This is a genomic window from Clostridia bacterium (genome assembly GCA_034926675.1).
Taxonomy (GTDB): domain Bacteria; phylum Bacillota; class DTU025; order DTU025; family DTU025; genus JAYFQW01.
The window spans coordinates 1-19,338 of record JAYFQW010000001.1; the positions used below are offsets into that span (position 1 = coordinate 1).

The following is a 19,338-nucleotide window of genomic DNA, read 5'->3' on the forward strand; positions in this document are numbered from 1 at the left end:
CCCCTCTCCCTCGAATCGCTCGACAACTTCCGACGCGACCGATCGGATCTCCTCGATGAACTCCTCCGAACCCTTTACGTACACGAAACCTCGAGAGACTATCTCTGGTCCGCCGACTACCATGCCCCTGCCGCGATCCACGGCAACGACTGCCATGAGGATTCCGTCTTCTGCAAGGAGTCTCCTGTCACGGAGCACCACATTCCCCACAGCTCCCACTGACAGCCCATCCACGAGCACATGCCCCGCGGCAACGCGCCCGGCGAGCTCGGCCGAGCCATCGGTGAACTGCATCACGTCGCCAATTTCCGGGATCATTATGCTGGATCTTGGGATCCCCAACTCCTGCGCGATCCGGGCGTGCTTCACAAGGTGGCGGTACTCGCCATGGATCGGGACAAAGTACTTGGGCCTGACCAGGTTTATCATGAGCTTAAGCTCTTCCTGGCTCGCGTGCCCTGATACGTGGAACCCCGAGAATGCCTCGTATATCACCTCGGCGCCCTGCTTGAACAGGCGGTTGATGGTGCTCCCGATCATCCGCTCGTTTCCAGGCACAGTGCTCGCTGAGATGATCACCGTGTCCCCAGGAACGATAGATATCTTCCTGTGATCCGACATGGCCATGCGAGTGAGAGCGGACATGGGCTCGCCCTGGCTCCCGGTAGTTATGACCACCGTCTTTGACGCAGGTACAGAGTCGAGGGCTTCCACCTCGACCAGCGTTCCGGGCTCCACGTGCAAATAGCCCAGCTCGCGAGCGATCCTCACGTTGTTCTCCATGCTGCGGCCCACGATGGCGACGCGGCGGCCAACCTCTGTGGCGGCATCGAGGACCTGCTGGATCCGCTCGATGTGGGATGCGAAGGTCGTAACGAATATCCTGGCCTTTGCGTCGCGGAAGGCGTCTCCGAAAAGCCGACCCACTACCCGTTCGGATAGAGTGTACCCAGGCCTGTCGGCGTTGGTGGAATCGGCGAGCATCGCAAGCACTCCGCGCTCTCCAAGCTCTGCAAAGCGTCGAAGGTTCATCACCCGACCGTCCACAGGTGTCTGGTCGATCTTGAAGTCACCAGTGTGAATGACGACCCCTGCTGGCGTCTCGAGGGCAAGGGCCACGCAGTCAGCGATGGAGTGGCTCACGTGGATGAACTCCACTCCGATGGATCCAACCTGCACCCGGTCGCCTGCCTCAACCACGTGCGCTCTGGAGTTGAGCTTCAGCCCGTGCTCCTTGAGCTTCAGGTCAACTAGGGCAAGAGTCAGCCTGGTGCCATACACTGGCACCTCGTTAAGGCGCTTCAGTACGTATGGAAGCGCGCCTATATGATCTTCGTGTCCGTGTGTCAATAGAATCGCCCGTACGCGGTCCTTGTTCTCCTCCAGATAGGTGACATCGGGTATGACAAGGTCGACTCCAAACATGTCCTCATCTGGGAACATCAATCCGCAGTCGATCACGACTATGTCCTGGCCATACTCAAGAACCATCATGTTCTTGCCGATCTCGCCAATTCCACCCAGAGGGATCAGCCGAACGGGTGTTGCTCCGGCGTTTGCCACTGTGTCGATTCGCACCTCGCAATTACTCGTTTCATACTCCGCTTACGCGGTTTCAATACCCGCTCCCCAGAGGGACGCGGCTATTGTTCAATGCAGTTTCGTTTAGCTCGCCAACGTTTCAGATTATACACGTACAGGCCTGTACCTTACAAGGACCAAAGCCCTTGCGATGCAGACCGAGCATCCGATAACCCGGCTGTCTCCCCCGTCGACCCACTGCGGAGCCTTCCGCCGCTGGGCTACGCCCCCAATAGTGACAGCGATTCCAGAACCGACCTGACCTGAGCACGTTCCCCATCGGCAGCCTCCACCAGAGGAGACCTGAGCCCGCCAACATCGCAGCCAATCAGCTTGAGCGCCGCTTTTATCGGGATCGGGTTGCTCGTGACGAAGATGACCCGGAAGAGCGGCAGCAGCCTCCTGTGAAGCTCTGCAGCACGCATCACATTGCCTGCGATGAACGAGGCAATCATATCCTGGATCTCCATCCCAGCCACATGCGACGCGACGCTCACGACGCCCTCTCCGCCGATGGACATGATTGGAATGGTCATGTTGTCGTCGCCGCTGTACACTGCGAACCCCTTGGGGGTCTTCTCCCGTATCTCAGCCACCTGTTCAAGATTCCCGGAGGCCTCTTTGAGAGCCACGATGTTCGCGAAATCACGTGCGAGCGCGATCATGGTGTCGGCAGAGATGTTGGACGCAGTCCTGCCTGGCACATTGTACACCATCAGCGGGAGCTTCGTGGCCTTTGCCACCTGAGAGAAATGCCTGTACAGCCCGGCCTGTGGAGGCTTGTTGTAGTATGGCGCCACAATCATCGCACCATCCACGCCTATGGCCTCCGCCTCTGCAGTAAGCTCAATCGTGACCCTCGTGTCATTTGTGCCAGTTCCCGCAATCACCAAGGCCTTTCCGCCAACCTCATCAACCACCGCTCGGAATAGGTCCAGTTTCTCCTGGTGAGTGAGGGTTGCTGCCTCGCCGGTTGAACCCGCCACGACGATCCCATCGGATCCGGTTTCCACAAGCCGCTTCGCGAGGGCGCGGGCCACATCTAGGTCAACCGACATGTCAGGCGCGAATGGTGTCACCATCGCGGTGAAAACCCGCGCAAATCTGCCGTTCTTCCTCAAGGCAATACCTCCCGATGTACAGGAATCCGCAGGAATTCCCAAATTGGCGCTCATCTCGAGAGCTCGAACTCTGCGTGCAAGGCCCTTGCCGCCCGCTCCATATCGGCCTCAGGCACGAGGCATGAGATGGAGTGGTGCGAGTCGGAAGTCTGCAGGATCCGGACACCTGTGTTGTGAAGAGCACGTACTACCTTCGACATGACGCCGGGAACCCCTCGCATGCCCGCTCCCACCACCGACACCTTAGCGCACCCAAGGTTCGCTTGCGCGGCAAGGCCTATGCCTCTGAGCGCCCCAATGGCATGATCGGCCTGTTTGGCTGCTACGATGAAAGCAATCCTCTCAGGGAAGACGCTGATCATGTCGACAGAGATGCATTCATCAGCAAGTGTAGTGAACACGTCGAGAACCCTGCCGGTGGAGTTGAAGTCGGCTTCAGCCAGGGTAACCTGAGCCATGCCTCCGAGGCATGTCACGCCTGAGATGAATCTATCCGGAACAGACACCGGAAGGCCCGGTTTGCTCGCCCCGTCGGTCACGAGGGTCCCACGGGCATCTGAGAAAGTGCTCCTTATGAGCAAGGGGATTCGGGACTGCATCGCGATCTCCACGGCACGCTGATGGACTACCTTTGCGCCAAGGTTAGCCATCTCCAGTAGATCAGCATATGCCATCGTCTCCTGGTACCTCGCCTCAGGCACGATCCTGGGATCAGCGGTCATTATCCCCTCTACATCGGTGAATATCTCTATCACATCTGCCTCGAGCACCGCGCCTAGCGCTGCGGCCGTAGTGTCGCTCCCTCCACGGCCTAGAGTGGTAATGTCCCCGGATTCGGTGGCGCCCTGGAAACCCGCTACCACGGCCACCTTGCCCTGGGCCAACGCCTCAAGGATGCGCTTCGGGTCGATCTTCCGGATTCGGGCGTCGCCAAAGGCATCGTCTGTGATGATTCCCGCCTGCCCGCCGGTGAGTGAGACGGCCGGACACCCGGCCGCCGCTAGCGCCGACACGAGCACGACTGAGGAGATGATCTCGCCGCAGGCTATGATCGCATCCTGCTCCCGGGGAGACATGTTGGCCCCTCCCCGCTCGGCCAGTTCGATCAGGGAATCCGTGGAATAGGGCGCAGGCTTGCGCCCCATCGCCGACACGACGGCAACAACATCATGGCCTCCAGACCGGGCCTCCAGTATCCTCGATACGACCCTGGCGCACGCATCCGGATTAGCCACAGATGTGCCGCCGAACTTCTGAACGATGATGCTCAAGGCCGTCACCTCTGCTTCCCATACAGGGCAAGGGCGATCTGGACGGCATTCGATGCTGCGCCCTTCCTGAGCTGATCCCCTACTATCCAGAGCCAGATCGCGTTCGGGGCAGACGGGTCTTCCCGAAGCCTGCCCACTTCGACTGGGTCGGCGCCAGAGGCATGGATCGGCATGGGGTAGCTGAAGTTGGCAGGGTCATCCACCAGCACTACACCTGGGGCTGACTGAAGAACCTGCCTGACCTGGTCAATCGGGGCGTGTTCCTTTGTCTGTACGTTCGCCGACACAGAATGCGACCGGAACACCGGAACCCTCACCGTGGTGGCGCTTATCTTCAAAGACTCGTCGCCCAGGATTTTCCTTGTCTCATCAACCGTCTTGTGCTCCTCCTTGGTGTACCCGTCCTCGAGGAATACATCCACTTGGGGCACGACATTGAAGGCAATCTGGTGATGCACAGGCGCTGTTCGGTAAGGCATGACCGACGGCTTTGGGTCCTCTCCCGCCAGGACCGATTCTGTCTCCTGCCGAAGCGCCTCCATGCCCCAGTGGCCCGCCCCGGATACTGCCTGGTATGTGGAGACTATCATCCTGCCGATTCCCCAGCGCCGGTGTATCGGGCCGACTGCCGTGACGGTGATGATGGTTGTGCAGTTCGGGTTGGCGATGATTCCAATGTGGGACTTGGCGGCATCCATGTTGACCTCTGGGATTATGAGTGGGACAGTGGGATCCATCCGAAACGCACTGGAATTGTCGATTACCAGGGCTCCGCGCCTAACGGCCTCAGGCGCGAGTTCTCGGCTCACCGATGCTCCCGCCGAGAAGAAGGCCACATCGACGCCGCGAAACAGCTCGGGCGCGGCCTCTGCCACGGTAAGGTCGCCCAAGGGCGTGGACACGACAGTTCCTGAAGAACGCGCCGACGACATCAGAGTCATGGTCGAGACTGGCAGGCCTAGCTCGAATATGGCCGAGATCATCTCTCGTCCCACTGCACCTGTTGCCCCGACGACTGCAACATTGAGCATATATATCAACTCCCGCGGTGTGTATAAACAAGTTTACTTTGCTATCGGTCACAGGATTCCTGCTGCCCGACACGGGCATCACGCCATTTTTCGATCAGCATCGGCTGAGCCTGCCTGCCGGAGAGCGCCTCCTCGATGGTCTTCTCCATCTCGTTCATCCGCGCCACAAGAGATGTGGGTTTCCCAACGGGATCATCCTGCCCGTATGGTATGAAGAACACGTTTCTCCGAGCAAGCAGCGTTCCTATGTGGCGTGCGCACCCCGAGAGCCCGTCATTGGTGGATACTCCAATCACCAGGGGCCTTCCGTTACGCAGGTGCGCCTTCGCCGCCATCAGGACCGGAGAGTCCGTGATGGCCAGAGCCAGTTTAGCCAGGGTGTTGCCAGTGCATGGAGCAATCACGAGGCAGTCGAGAAGTCGCTTGGGCCCGATCGGCTCAGCCTGGGCTATAGTCTCTATTGTGCGGTTTCCGGTGAGTTTCTCGATCCTGTCCCGAATATCCTGCGCACGTCCGAACCGGGTGTCGGTGCGCGCAACCGACTCCGACATGATCGGGACTACCGACGCGCCCTCAGCCACCAGGCTCTCAATCTCCGGAAGGACCTCAGGGATGGTGCAGTGCGAGCCTGTGAGTGCGATCCCGATGCATTTGCCTTCGAGGGTCATCCGGCGACACCTCCAGTGGTCACCCACTACAGCGTGCGGCAGGCACTGATCCGCTGCCGCCGTTCGCAGTATATGGCTGGAGACACGCCGGTGTGTATGTCCGCCGACGGCCAGCGCCTGCTGATGAGGCGCGAGCGCGTCGACCTCTTCTTTATAGGGCCTAATCCATCAGCGAGTCAAGCCCAAGCACGACCATATCCGAGAGCATCACTCGCCTGATGGCTAGCAGGACCCCGGGCATGAACGAATCACGCCCCATGGAGTCGTGCCTGATGGTAAGGACCTGCCCGGGTCCGCCGAATATCACTTCCTGATGAGCTACAAGCCCGGGCAACCGCACTGAATGGATTGGCACTCCCTCAACTTCCACCCCACGCACGGCACTATCTCGCGCCCGGGCGCCAACTGCGTCGCCTCGACCGGAAGCCACCTCATGCGCGGTGGCCACAGAGGTGCCAGAGGGGAAATCCACCTTCCCGTCATGGTGCAGTTCGATTATCTCGCATGCAGGCATGTACTTGGCGGCTGCCCTCGCGAAGCGCATCATCAGGACCGCCCCGAGGGCGAAGTTCGGCACGATTGCACCCGCGACACGTTCCTTCGTTGCCTCATTCATCAGATCGCTGATCGCCTCTGGCCCCAGACCCGAGGTGCCTACCACGAACCTCACGTGATTCGCGATGGCAGTCATAGTGTTCTCCTGTGCTGCCCGCGCAATGGTGAAATCGACCATTACGTCAGGACGGCAGTCCCGAAGTGCGCCGTCGAGATCATCCCGAATCTCGACCCCGAGTGGGCCGACTCCAGCGACGACCCCTGCATCCTGCTTCACGAGGGAACGGTCTACCGCGCCTGCCAGTTCCATGCCTTCTGCTCTGACCACTGCGCGAACTACCTCTCGTCCCATTCGCCCAGCGGCGCCAGTTACCAGTACTCTTGGGTTGGACCCCATGGGCCAGACGCCCCCTTCCGTTATCCTATATGATAACACGGGCAGAAGGGCCGGTCGACGGCATGTGCTTAACACACACGTCGCGACCGGCCCGGACGCGCTTCCTGGCTACTGTGTTAGCCCTTGCCTAGTGAGTCTCCACATCGGACGCGCCGAAATCCCGCATTGTCTTCGCAGCAAGATCCACCTTATCGCCTGATGTGTCGACCACCGCAAGTATCTGCCCTTCACGCACCTTGCCCTCGTAGTACTTCCCTCGCTCGGCCGGGATCCCCATGTCAACCAGCCCACCGACGAGCCCTCCGCCTACCGCTCCAGTGAGGGTCGCAGCGAGCGGCCCTGCCGCCACTATTGGCCCGAGCCCCGGAATAGCCAGCGCGCCAAGACCAGCCAGAAGGCCTGTCACTCCTCCGAGGACCCCGCCGGTGGCTGTTCCGCCCATTGCAGCACCTGCATTGGACATCGTAGCGCCGCCACCCTGCTGGCCCTCTTTTCCGCCTCCGCCTCCGCCTCCGCTTTCACCTTTGGCAACCACGGATATCCTGTCCTGCGCGAGCCCGGAATCGCGCAACCGCCTGATGCAGGATTCAGCGTTATTGCGAGATGAGAAAGTGCCGATTACCCTGGACATCACTCAACCTCCTTGAAACGGAAACACTTGAACCCTGTGACTAGTGTCTCCAGGAGGTGTGAGTTCATTCCCGAGTTGGGATTCTCTCCTTCACCCTGAGGAACTGGACAATGAGCTTGTCAAGCTGGCCAGAGACAGCGTACGCTCTGCCAGACGCACATGCCGTCCCCTCCTTGATCACAATGTCGTGGAGTTCAGCGCGAAGAGCCTCGATATCCTGTCGGAGCAAGTCAAGTCGCTCCTCGATTGCCTCATCCATGGTGGGTTTTCGCACCTTCCTTCGGCGATCAGCCGGTGTGCCCGAATCCGCCATCTCCGCGTGCAGTCTCATCAAGCGACTCCGCCTCGGAGAGTTCCGCTCTTGTCACAGGCGCTATCACCAACTGAGCGATGCGGTCGCCGTGTCGGACAAAGAACTCCTCCTCGCCCAGATTTATGAGAACCACCGCGATCTCCCCGCGGTAGTCGGAATCTATGGTCCCCGGCGAATTGAGAACTGTCACGCCGCGCTTCGCCGCGAGTCCGCTCCTCGGGCGGACCTGTCCTTCATACCCTGGAGGCAGCGCTATGCGCCAGCCAGTGGGAACAAGACCACGGGCGCCTGGGGCGATGCTGACTTCCCCATCAAGGCAGGCCCGAAGATCGAGCCCAGAAGCCGACTCCGTCATGTAGCAGGGCAGCTCGGCACGGGGCTTCCCTGCACAGCGCATAACCTTCACAGCCAGGCGGCCTGCGGATCCGCCGCTCTGGGCAGGCTCTTCCGTATGCATGAGATCTCCTCCTTTGCTCCGGCGCCGGAAGGACGCCTCGGCTGTGATTCGTCTTGTTTGCCGCAACTCCTGCGAGAACTGCGAAATACATCGTACTATGGAAACCGAATCCATACTGCCCCCTATTTGCTTGAAGGATTTGCGAGTGAGGACTCGAAATCTGCATCTAGCTGCGCTGCGGCATATGAACCAGGAAACCACGGACGTCCATGGAGGGGAGGGAACCAAGTGCAGCCTAACGCAACCGCAACAGCTCTCGTCGTGCTCCTGTATCTAGCAAGTTCTCTAGCAGGCACTCACACTAGTAAGACGGGCTCCCAGGTCCCCACGCCGCCTGGCGTCCACACAACACAATCCACCCCCCAAGCACGAAACGACGCAGTCGAGGACATGGCAGGCCGCAGCGCAGCCGTCTCCGGCACGGCCAACGTCCGTTCAGGCCCTGGAACCAACTACCCGAAGATCGCGTCGCTGCCGAAAAACAGCCCACTGCACCTTCTGAGCGAGGTCAATGGATGGTGTCAGGTGAGCCTTCCATCTGGAGGGTATGGGTGGATCGCGCGGCGCCTGCTTACCCTCGGTCCTGACCCGAGCGGCAGCGAATCCGCCTCACGCGGCAGAGACGTCGTCGGTTACTACACTGTGGACTATCCTGGCGACAGGTCTTCATACAATGTAGTGCGCACCTACTCAGGCGCTCTCACAGCCATCGCGCCATTCTCCTTTTCGGTGGACCATGTTGGCAACATCGATGGGCAACACAGTGCAGAGGCACAGGAACTTGCAGCCTCCAGAGGCCTTACGAACCTTGCTTTGGTTCACAATCTCCGCGGGGATTCATTCAACCGCTCGGAGATCTCAGCGATGCTAAACTCCAAAGCAGCCAGGAAACGAGCGGCGGAGGGCATCCTCACCGTTTTGAAGACTCACCACTACGACGGTGTGAACATCGACTTCGAAAACGTTCCTCCGTCAGATCGGGCAGTGCTTACCCAGTTCATGCAGGAGCTTCACGCGAGTCTGTCCCCGCTTGGGTACAAGGTCACCATGTCTGCGCCTGCGAAGCATAGCGATTCCCCCAAGTCTTCATGGATCGGGGCTTTCGACTATTACCAGCTGGGCAGGGCAGTCGACCAGTTCATGATCATGACGTACGATGAACACACGTCTGGAACACCGGCAGGTCCAGTTGCATCGCTTCCGTGGGTCGAACGCGTGGTCAAATACGCAACCACCCAGATTCCGAAGGGGAAGATCCTCCTCGGGGTGGCCGCTTACGGATATGACTGGAACACCGCGACCAACCGGGCCAGGGCGCTGACCTACTCGAAGGCCATCTCGACTGCGGCGAAACACGGCAAGAAAGTGCTGTGGGATAACAAAGCGAAAACCCCCTACTTCCGCTACACGTCGGCTGGCGTCTCGCGGGAAGTGTGGTTCGAAAGCGCGGATAGCCTCAGCGCCAAGCTGGATATCGTGAAGAAGTACGACCTCGGAGGAATCGCCATCTGGAGACTGGGCCAAGAGGACACAGAATACTGGAAACTTATCAAGACCGAGCTGATCAGATAGACCACATAGCGAAAAACCCGCTCCCGCGGTCACCTGCTATCCATCGGCTTGCCCATTGGCAGCAACTCTGAGACCGTAACCGCCCGGTATCCCTTGTCCGATAGTGTAGCGAGGACGGCAGGGAGGGCCCGGGCGGTGGGCTCGGTAGGATGAACGAGTATGATGTTCCCGCCAGCCAGCCTTCGCTGCGACCTCTCCAGGATCAGTGTGGGCTCGGGCCGCTGCCAGTCGATGGTGTCGACTGTCCACATCACCGTGGTATAGCCAAGCCTCGCCGCAGCTGCCACGATCTTCTGGTTCACCTCTCCGTAGGGCGGGGCGAAGAGAACGGTTCTTACTCCAGTCAGCTCCCTGATGAGATCCTCGTTCTTCGTGATCAGCGCCGCAAGCTCCGAATCCGACAGCAGCTCGGGATGTGGATGCTCGTATCCGTGGTTCGCCAGTTCGTGCCCTTCTGCTGCTATCCTCTGCGTGAGCTCTGGGAACTTCCTCACCCACGTGCCAGTCAGGAAGAACGTAGACTTGGCGCCTGCGGAGGCCAGGGAGTCCAGTATTCCCGGAAGGCACTCCTCACCCCACGCCACATTGAACGCAAGGGCCACGGCTGGTTCATTCGTCTGCACCCCGTACACCGCTTTGAGCATCTGCGCGGTCACTGAAGGCTGAACGAGGCGCGTGAGCAGGCTCACCTCTTCGCCTCGCTTCGCCTCCATGACAATCTGCACTGTCCTATCCACGTCCACTGAGATCCCCGGTTCTTCAGGAATGATGTCTCCGGTCTCACTGTGATACATGGCCTCCACGGGCTGCCTTTCCACCCGCGCGGCCGTGGCCAGGACCACATCCCGCACTTCGCTTCCGAAGAGCCCTCCCACCTGCACCCCTTGGACAGTCACTCCGGACCTGGCCCCGTGAGCGAACCTCCTGAAGCGAGGCATCCAAAGAGCAAGGCACACCCCGAGGATGGCAAGGACGATCCCAGTAGAGATGAGAACCACGGTCCGGCGCCTGATTGTTATGAACACCAACTCCCCATCCCTCCCTCCGTCGCTCTCGGCAGCCCCGACCGGCGGGGCGGCAACGTCCCCGGCTTGCTCGGCGCAGGGGCAGGAACAGGAGTAGAATCGCGCTCTGGTGCGCCTGGCACAGGCGGCGCCCCACTCCTCACCGGCCTCTGCTCACCTGTGTTGCGGTCAACGTAGGTCTCACCAGCAAGCAGGAGTTCGGATACTGGAATCACGGTGTATCCACCGGCCTTGAGGTCTCCGAGGATTAGCTCCAACGCCTCCACGGTATGCTTGCCGGCATTGTGGAAGAGCACCACTGCGCCTGGGTGGACTTTCGACATTACTCTGTGGCGTATCTGGGCAGCCCCTATGTCCTTCCAGTCAAGTGAGTCCACACTCCACTGAATGGTCCTGCATCCGCACTCCTCCGCCAGAGCGATCACCGGGTTGCTGTAGTCGCCGAACGGCGGCCGGAACAGTTTGGGACGCACCCCAGTCAGCAGAGCGATGGCCTTTTGAGTCCTCTCCACCTCCTCTCTGATCTTCTCCGGGGGCAACGCGCTCATATGGGGGTGAGTCCAGGAATGGTTTCCGACCTCGTGCCCGCGCTCAGCAATCGCCTTCACCTTGTCGGGAAATGATTGGATCCAGTTTCCAGCTACAAAGAAGGTCACGTGCACTCTGTGGCGGTCGAACAGGTCGAGCAGAGCCAGGGTCTTGTCATCTCCCCACGTGGCGTCCACAGTGATGGCAACCGCCTTATCCTCTCGCGCCACCTTGTATACGGGAACGAGCCTGCCGCTGGTCCCACTTGTAACTGCGGCGATCACGCACCGGCCAACGCTCGCCGCTGTTTCACTCACAATCGCCAGGATCGCCGCCAGCGCCAGAATCACGATCCCAACGGCGATAAGGATCTTTCGCTTACTGACAACGTATATGAATACCACGGACATCCTCCCCTCGTGGCTCGATTGCCCGTAGTACATATGGCGGAAACCGATGGTATAGACTATGAGAGGGCAGCGGGCAATGCTCTCAGATGGAAGCGGCTGTGGGCGACGGCTCACTGGCGCGACGGCTCACTGGCGCGACGGAGGAATCCATCCCGCCAGGCGCGTGCATACCAGGTCTGTTGACCCGACCACCATTTCGCACTTGGGAAGTGCGGAGATGAAGTGACGCCCGTAGAATCGCTGAGAAGTCCGGGAATCGAGCACTATCACCGCCCCTCGATCAGTCGAGTTTCTGATGAGGCGGCCGAAACCCTGTTTGAACCTTAAGACTGCGGAAGGCAGCGTGAACTCCCTGAATGCATCGCCGCCGTTTGCCCGAATGCGCTCGATTCTGGCCTCGATCACAGGATGAGTTGGCACCGCGAACGGAAGCCTCGGAATTACGACACATGAGAGTGCCTCACCGGGCACATCTACACCCTCCCAGAAGGAGTCGGTTCCGAACAGCACTGACCGGGTATCATCGCGGAACTCGGTGAGAAGGGCGTGCCTCTGCTTTTCACCCTGCCGCAACAGGCGTATTCCACGGTCCCGGAAGAACTGCTCCATCCCACGGGATATGCGATCAAGCAGCCTGTACGAAGTGAACAGGACGAAAGCCCGGCCATCCGATGCATCGAGCACATGGGACACCGCTTTCGCCAGCGGTTCCTCCCAGTTGGCGCTGTCAGGAGCTGGCAGGTCATTCGCTACGCCCAGCAGCACCTGTTTCTCGAAATCGAACGGCGACGGTACGACCATCTCCCGGACGCGGCCAGACTCGGCGCAGTCCAGGCCCAGATCATGCCTGATGTACTCGAAGCTCTGCCCAACCGCCAGGGTGGCAGATGTGAACACCACCGATTCCTGCCCGGCGAGGAGGTGGTTTGCGATCTCCCGTCCACCCTCTATCGGCGCCGCCACGACCCGGACATTCGACCGGAGCCCAGTGCCAGAGCAATCGATCCAGTAGACATATTCAGGGGATGCAGAAGACATGGCAAATTCCAGGGAAGCGGCGTACTCTCGAATGCGGCCGGCATATGCCGACAGCTCCAGCCTCTCCGAGTACTCGTCATCTCCCTGGTCGGCTTCGGCGCCTTCGTCAGCGTCATCGGCGCCGAGCTCCTTCACCAGCCTGGCCAGGATCTCGGCCAGCTCCTTGAGGGAGGAGACCAATCGCTCGTGCGCAGGCCAGAGCGTTCGATCCCATTCATCGGACTCCCTGACCGCATCAGTGACGCGAAGGATCCTATCGGCGCCCTCGCCGGGGACACGGGACAGCATCTGCCTGGCGATTTCGAAAAACATCTCGCTGGCCTCACGAGTGCGGATCGCCGCCGGCATCGCCTCTGAGTCCAGTATGTCGGCACAGACCCTCGCCATGGCCTGGTTGGCTTGATCCGCCCACGGACCCCACGACCCAAGCAGATGTCCGCGGAGGCCCACCAATGCACCGAAGTCGAGGGACGTGGAGGAGCGGGATCGCTCCTTGCGGTACACGGCGTTTAGAAGCCGGACTAGGCTCAGTCGGGACGCCATGCGTCCGAAATACTCCGATGCCACAGCCGCAGCATTGTGGGCTTCATCGACAACCACTGCGCGGTACGGAGGCAGCAGGCCACGCTGTGCATCACCGCCACTATCTCCCCTGATGGAGCAGTCAGCGAAGAGGATGTGGTGGTTAACCACCAGGATCTCTGCTTTCTCCATCCCGCTTCGGGCCTTGTAGAGGAAGCACTCAGAAAAGAACTGGCATCGGCTGTGAGGGCACATGTCCGCCTCGCAGCTCACGAGTTCCCACACCTCCGCCTCTGGAGCGAAATCCATGTCGGAGCGGTCGCCGGTCTCCGTGTTCCGCGCCCAGGAAGCAATCCGAGCGAACTCGTCTCGCTGCTCCGGTTCGAGCATAGGCTCGGATTCGGCATTCAGACGAACAAACTTGCGCATGCAGAGGTAGTTGCCCCTACCCTTCACCAGCATGGCATGGATCGGTTCTCCTAGGGCCAGAGATAGGCCTGGGATATCCTTGTAGATCAGCTGCTCCTGCAGGTTGATGGTGTTGGTGGAGATCACCACGCGGATCTCATTCCGCTTGGCCCAGAGGAAGGCGGGAACCAGATAGGCGAGGGATTTTCCAGTGCCGGTGCCCGCTTCCACCACCAGATACGCGGCGTCGGAGAAGGCCTGGGACACTGACAGGGACATCTCCGCCTGTCCGGCTCTCGCTTCATAGCCATCGAACTTGGCAGCCAAAGGCCCGCTTGATGAGAAGATGTGCCGGATATCCGCGGGATCGATAATGATCGATCCCGACTCATTTGCGAGCGGATCGGTGACTGGACGAATTCGGTCGACAGCATTGTCCACTATCCAGAATCCGATCCCTCTGGCGCCTAGGGCGGCAGCCACGGAAATGTCGGCGTCTGATGGCATAAGCTTGCCAGATGGGTGATTGTGCATGACCACCTGCCCTCGGATCAGGGTAGGATCTACCACCGGAGCTGCATTCATGTTCCCCACGGCGAGGATCGAGATCTCCACCACGACGAAATCCCGATCACATCGCCCAACGGCGAACACCTCAGCGCCGCCCGCCTCCTCAATGGCGCGGCGCAGCTTTTCCACAGCATCGGAGGTAATGTAGTTGGCCACGGCCCCAACAGGCTCGGCTTTCAATCTTGCTCCTCCTCATCTGTGTGAGGTTCGGCACATGACCTGATCGCAGCGAGGTCACGCTCTTGATCTGCTGGTGAATCCACTGGAGTTTCGAGAATAAACGGCAGATCGTGAAGTGACGGATGCACTATGAGGTTGCGAAATCCGGCAAAGCCGATGAAGCCTTCCCCGATGTGTTCGTGGCGGTCTCTGTGCGAACCCAGAGCTCCCTTGGAATCGTTGGCATGTATCACGACCAGTCGCTCAATGCCCACTGCTCTATCGAGCTCATCAAGCAAGGCGTCGATTCCTGCGGTCGATGTGACGTCGTAGCCTGCCCCAAATGCGTGGCAGGTGTCGAAGCACATGTCGATGGAACCACGTGCATCCGCCAGTTCGACTATGTGTGCAAGCTCTGTGAAAGATGAGCCAACCTCTGTGCCGCTGCCCGACATATTCTCAAGACACAGCCGCACAGATGCGCTGGTCTCCAGGTAGGCCCGGTCGATCGCGCGAGCCACTCGCTCTCCCGACGCTGCCGGCCCTGCTCCCATGTGGTGCCCGGGGTGCATCACTACGTACTGTGCGCCAAGGATGTCGGCGCGGGAAAGCTCCTGGGCAAGAGCCGCCACTGAGCGCTCGTAGGTCTCGTCCTCGGGTGAAGCAACGTTGATGAGGTAGTTCGTGTGGATGACGATGGGGGCGAGTCGTGCCGCTCCAACCGCATCGCGGAAGGCAAGGCCGTCCTCCTCCAGGATGGGCTTGCTTCTCAGTGTGCGAGGGCTTCTGCTGAACATCTGAACAGCGTCACACCCGAGTTCCACTGCCCTCCGAGCTGTGCTTTCGAAGCCGTCAGATATGGAAAGATGAATACCGAAGCGCGGCATGTGCTGCATCCCTTCCTTCCCTGGGGTGTGGATGGTCTTCTCCTATTCTACATGTGAACACGGTACGTAAACAAGCAGGGGCGACCGGCCGAACCCAAGGCGTGGCCCGCCCCCGCTGTCTCATGCCGCGCCGGTTATGGCCGAGTAGTCCAGGGATACACCATCTGGACTTCAGCTTGCCTACGCGCGCCAGCGTCGTAGTTGCTGAGAGTCTGCTCCTGGCTGTGACCGACTGGGACGAGCATGTCGATGACATTGGGGTCGAATACGCCGTTGTCGCCTCCACCGAACCGCCACTCCGCCGCCTGCTCCATGACCTCGCGGACCCTCAGGTTTCCCTGGGACGGGTAGCCCTCCTGTCCGAGGACGAACACCTGAAATCCCCACCCTGGCTCGGGCGTACCGACTATCGACTTGGGAACTGTGATCGACACCACGTTGTTGATAGGATCGACGCTGGCAGTGATCCCACCGACCTCAGAGCCGTCTGCCGAGAACACCCTCTGATGCCATCCCTCTATCCAGATTGCGTAATCCCAGGCGCTCTCGGCCGCAAAACTCACCCTTCTTCCGCCCAGCGCCTCAGTGAGTCCGGATCCTATCGTATGATCGGTGTCGATGTATATGTCGATGGTCTGCACCGAGAGGCCAATGCCAGACTTCCACGGGTTTACGATCTTGCCTGCGAGACCCACGTTCAGGGTCAGCTCATCTCCGCCATCGATGCACTCAAAGGAGGTCAGGTCAAATGCGCCGGGCGTGAACACAGCATTCATCGGGTAGGCGTACGTCCCTGGCCCATGATCATCTCCCTCGGGATCGCTGATGCGGAACAGGCTGACGCCACTACCCACGATCGGCGCCATGAAGTCAGCAGGGCCGGAAGCGGGGATCACGTCGACGTTCCTTCCCCCGCGCGTCGCCACCACTGCAAGCACCGCCGTGTCGGCGCTGCTGATGCCGAGCGCTGCGAAGGGAACCGATACCTCCAGTGCTTCTCCCACTCCGGCTGTTTGGAGCTCGCACACATCCTCCCAGGCTCCATCGCCTAGAGCAAGAGCGAGCCTAGCCGTGACCGGTCCGTTCTCGACCACCTGCTTGAAATCCACCATTATCTCAGCTCCCAAAGGGAATCCGAGCACCGTTCCGTCCGGTGCGTCTCCCGCTCCCGCGAACTTCGGGAGCGGATTAGCTTCCGACCGGCGCGGGATGCTCACATACAGAGCGATCTGCGCATCGCTTCCGTACAGACAAGCGATGTTCTCATCGGTCATGACCCGCACATACAGGTTCTCAGCGTCCACTCCAACCCGCAGGGATCTGAGGAGTTGCTCACCTCTGTCGCCACGAAGCAGTGCGGCAGTCTCTTTGGCATAGAGGGCGGACTTATCCCACTCTCCCCAGTCGATGCGCCCATCCATGGATGGATCTTCCATCAGGCCGGAGAGCCTCTCCTCTGCTGGCGCCGGCTTCTTCGGGATGATCGGTATGTATAGATATCCCGGGACTGGAAGACCCAAGCAGCTATAGACATTCCGCAGATGAACCCTAAAGAGCTCATCGAAGGCCTCGTCGTTCCCTGATGATTGATCAGCCCCGTACCACCAGAACCAGTCAGACCCTTCCGCAGCGAGAAGCTCGTCGAAGGCCCTGCCCACCTGCCCCTCAGGGGGTTCGCACAGGGGAGCGATGGCCGTGTCCAGGGCCTCGCGCGCCTCATATAGGTAGTCCCATGCTCGGTTCTCCTCGGCCTCCCCTATCCACGTTTCCAGGTTGTCGGCTATCCATGAACCGGTGTGCAGTACGGGTATACGCAGAGTCGCAGGGTGCTCCGCAAGATACTCCTCAACAGTCACCGCCTTGAGATCCGGGTCGGAGTTCAGCGCCGAGTACATGGCGTGCAGAAACTCCTTGCCATCGTTTGCGTAGTACTCCCAGCAGTTCTCGCCATCTAGAGCGATAGTCACTAGGTGAGGCCCTGGGCAGTCTGCCAGGCTCTGACGCACACTCCTCAGATAATCGAGGAGATCCCGGGCAGCGCTGCGGCCGGGCATCCCTGAATAGCTGAATCCGATCTTGTCCGAAAGGACAGCATCCCGGAACAGGATAGTGACCTGCTTCCCGTTTTGCTCCACCACATATGGTCGATATAACAGTTCCGGGCGGACGACGTTCCCGGCGCCATCGCGGAGGGCTACACCGAGGGATCTGGCAAGCACTCCTTCGCTTGATGCCATCCAGCTGAAGCCGGCATCGTGGACGAGGTCAATGAGTTCCTGCCCTACTGCCTGTTCCGAAGGCCACAGACCCCGTGGCTCAGTGCCGAAGTGTTCCCTGTATGATGCAACAGCCTTGGCGAGATGGGCCTCCACATCCTCAGGATGCCGAAACGAGCTCTGCGGAAGATCAAGCTTTGGGCTTGAGATCCTGGCAAGGCAGTTGTCGAGAAGCAGGGGCATGATCGGATGGTAAAACGGCGCGGCAGTGACCTCGATCTGCCCGGTACGCTGCATCTCTCGATATAGCGGGACGGTATCCTTCACGATCTCGATGTGCTTTGCCAGCACCATTAGCTTGTCGGCCTCGGTGAAACCCCTGGCCTTGTCCACCAGATATCCCATCCGCAGGTCGGAATCGACGAAGTCAGGGTCGAGCCAGGCAAGGTTGAACCATGTTTGCAGGTCCAGAAAGTCCTGCTCGGTGTAGGCTTCGATCGCCTGCGCAATCGACTCATCGCTTACCGATGCACCACGCTTTTGGAGGAGTTCCCAGTATCGAGGATGCCTCTTGATGATGTTGTCCCAATTCGCGTCGAAGAAACGCCTGAGTATGAAGTTCTTGTCATCAGTGGTGAGCTCAGAAGCCGGCTTCTCCGTGAGCATCTGCTGGATATCCTTCGCCCCGGCAGCGTACTCGTCCAGCTGCTGGAGGAGCGATGGAACCAGGTTGAACGCGACATGCACGTTAGGGTAATCCTTCAGCATCGCAGCCATGTCGTAGTAGTCCTTGGCTGCGTGCAGACGGACCCAGGGCATCATGTATGTTCCAGTGGCGGTATTCTTGTAGAAAGGCTGGTGATTGTGCCAAACAAGGGCCACGTACAACGGTTCTCTCGCTGCGGCGCACGCCTGCGCGGGACCGATAGCCCAGATCACGATGAGAGCTGCCGCGATGATACGCACGACAAGCATATTCCTGCCATGGCTCATGGCCACGCCTCCCCGCCCCAACAAGATGGGGTAATAGGTGAGTACCCTCCATGTGCATTCGCCCCTCAGGGTGGTTGGTCCTCCATAAGCGGACAGGAAAACGGCGGCGGAACGCACACGGCGCGGGCATGGTGCAACCCGCCGCAATCGCGATGCAGCCTGATTGGTCAGCCGCGCCTCGGCCCACCCCAACGTCTGTGGAAGAGTACGAGGCTGACGGCGAGAGGGCCATCATCACCGACGGCCCACCCCAACGTCTGTGGAAGAGCATACATGCAGACGGCACGCCCTGCAGAAGCCTACCTCTTGGCTCTCAGCCCATCAAGGGTTTCCTTGGCGCCTGGAGCCACCTTGAAGAAGCCTTGAAGCTGTTCGCACCCGTACTCAGAGCAAGACCCGCAGTTCGCCAGCTCTCTCTTCGTGGTGCATGCCCTGATCCCACAGTCGGAGCAGTAGGCGTACACCCTTCCACTCGTAGCCGTGCAGCCATCGCAGTTGATGTCATCCTTTGTGATGTTTCCGCCAAACTGCTTCACCCACTGCTGAGCGACCCTCTCCCGCATTGCGTCATCATCTGCCTGAGTCGCGATGTAAGCAGGGCAATCAGTGCACACGAGACCACAGCAACCTACTATCCTGTCCATGTTCGACATTCCTCCCTTCCGATCCGTGCCTGGAACATATGTTCTATGCGCCGCCAGCAATTCCTTCTCCTGGCGCAAGGTATTTCCTCGTTGAAACGTTGGCGGGCGCCGCCGGCGACCACTCACCCGAGCAAGTGCATCGGTGGTCCCCGCCGCCCGTGACTGCACGCCCGAACAAGCGCCGAAGCATACGAGGTAGGCGGAGCCGCCGCGCCGCCTTTCCCTTATGTCCAGCTACGTGCGTTGTGCCCGCCGCGGGCATCGTCGCACCGAGAACCTGCCGCCGATCCACTGGCCGCATTCAGTCACGCCTCGGCGGCATGCCTCATAGGTCCGGGCGG

Annotated in this window: 16 protein-coding genes; 1 reads left to right on the top strand and 15 read right to left on the bottom strand. The window is 60.0% G+C overall.

The genetic code is table 11. The features are described from left to right. The 9 genes from VB144_00005 to dut form a co-directional block, all read right to left on the bottom strand. Positions 1–1,578, bottom strand: a 1,578-nt coding sequence (locus VB144_00005) for a ribonuclease J (GenBank protein ID MEA4882043.1), incomplete at its 3' end; no start/stop codon positions are given. A 224-nt stretch (positions 1,579–1,802) separates the two neighbouring features. Continuing rightward, entirely contained in the window at positions 1,803–2,702 is a 900-nt protein-coding gene (gene dapA / locus VB144_00010; GenBank protein MEA4882044.1) for a 4-hydroxy-tetrahydrodipicolinate synthase, read from the bottom strand. A 50-nt stretch (positions 2,703–2,752) separates the two neighbouring features. After that, positions 2,753–3,982: an aspartate kinase gene (dapG, locus tag VB144_00015; GenBank protein MEA4882045.1), complete on the bottom strand. Its 1,230-nt coding sequence runs from the start codon at positions 3,980–3,982 to the stop codon at positions 2,753–2,755. Then, positions 3,979–5,004 carry an aspartate-semialdehyde dehydrogenase gene (locus VB144_00020; GenBank protein ID MEA4882046.1) on the bottom strand — a complete coding sequence of 342 codons (1,026 nt, stop codon included), beginning with the start codon at positions 5,002–5,004 and terminating at the stop codon, positions 3,979–3,981. The genes dapG and VB144_00020 overlap by 4 nt, the downstream gene beginning before the upstream one ends. 41 nt (positions 5,005–5,045) lie before the next feature. Next, positions 5,046–5,672, bottom strand: coding sequence for a dipicolinate synthase subunit B (locus VB144_00025; protein MEA4882047.1), 627 nt, complete (start codon positions 5,670–5,672; stop codon positions 5,046–5,048). Positions 5,673–5,832: 160 nt separating this feature from the next. Continuing rightward, positions 5,833–6,624 (bottom strand): 4-hydroxy-tetrahydrodipicolinate reductase, encoded by a 792-nt coding sequence (gene dapB / locus VB144_00030; protein ID MEA4882048.1) that lies wholly within the window; start codon positions 6,622–6,624, stop codon positions 5,833–5,835. A 127-nt stretch (positions 6,625–6,751) separates the two neighbouring features. Next, positions 6,752–7,255 (bottom strand): hypothetical protein, encoded by a 504-nt coding sequence (locus VB144_00035; protein ID MEA4882049.1) that lies wholly within the window; start codon positions 7,253–7,255, stop codon positions 6,752–6,754. 64 nt (positions 7,256–7,319) lie between these two features. Beyond that, entirely contained in the window at positions 7,320–7,586 is a 267-nt protein-coding gene (locus VB144_00040; GenBank protein MEA4882050.1) for an aspartyl-phosphate phosphatase Spo0E family protein, read from the bottom strand. Further along, the gene (gene dut, locus VB144_00045) at positions 7,543–7,965 is read right to left on the bottom strand and encodes a dUTP diphosphatase (protein ID MEA4882051.1); all 423 of its coding nucleotides are present in this window, start codon (positions 7,963–7,965) and stop codon (positions 7,543–7,545) included. The genes VB144_00040 and dut overlap by 44 nt, the downstream gene beginning before the upstream one ends. 288 nt (positions 7,966–8,253) lie before the next feature. On the opposite strand from dut, the gene VB144_00050 reads away from it, so the two are divergent. Next, on the top strand, positions 8,254–9,597 hold the full coding sequence (locus VB144_00050) for a glycosyl hydrolase family 18 protein (protein ID MEA4882052.1): 1,344 nt from the start codon (positions 8,254–8,256) through the stop codon (positions 9,595–9,597). Between the two features lie 29 nt (positions 9,598–9,626). Here the strand turns inward: VB144_00050 and VB144_00055 are convergent, their stop codons facing one another. The 6 genes from VB144_00055 to VB144_00080 form a co-directional block, all read right to left on the bottom strand. After that, positions 9,627–10,622, bottom strand: coding sequence for a polysaccharide deacetylase family protein (locus VB144_00055; protein MEA4882053.1), 996 nt, complete (start codon positions 10,620–10,622; stop codon positions 9,627–9,629). Next, a complete protein-coding gene (locus VB144_00060; GenBank protein MEA4882054.1) occupies positions 10,613–11,554 on the bottom strand; it encodes a polysaccharide deacetylase family protein in 942 nt (313 codons plus the stop codon). The genes VB144_00055 and VB144_00060 overlap by 10 nt, the downstream gene beginning before the upstream one ends. 132 nt (positions 11,555–11,686) lie before the next feature. After that, positions 11,687–14,278 carry a helicase C-terminal domain-containing protein gene (locus tag VB144_00065; protein MEA4882055.1) on the bottom strand — a complete coding sequence of 864 codons (2,592 nt, stop codon included), beginning with the start codon at positions 14,276–14,278 and terminating at the stop codon, positions 11,687–11,689. Next, positions 14,275–15,144, bottom strand: a complete 870-nt coding sequence (locus VB144_00070; GenBank protein ID MEA4882056.1) for a deoxyribonuclease IV — start codon at positions 15,142–15,144, stop codon at positions 14,275–14,277. Before VB144_00070 ends, VB144_00065 begins: the two co-directional genes overlap by 4 nt. Before the next feature lie 134 nt (positions 15,145–15,278). Further along, the gene (locus VB144_00075) at positions 15,279–18,353 is read right to left on the bottom strand and encodes a glucodextranase DOMON-like domain-containing protein (GenBank protein ID MEA4882057.1); all 3,075 of its coding nucleotides are present in this window, start codon (positions 18,351–18,353) and stop codon (positions 15,279–15,281) included. A 299-nt stretch (positions 18,354–18,652) separates the two neighbouring features. After that, on the bottom strand, positions 18,653–18,997 hold the full coding sequence (locus VB144_00080; protein ID MEA4882058.1) for a DUF3795 domain-containing protein: 345 nt from the start codon (positions 18,995–18,997) through the stop codon (positions 18,653–18,655). Between the last annotated feature and the right edge of the window lie 341 nt (positions 18,998–19,338).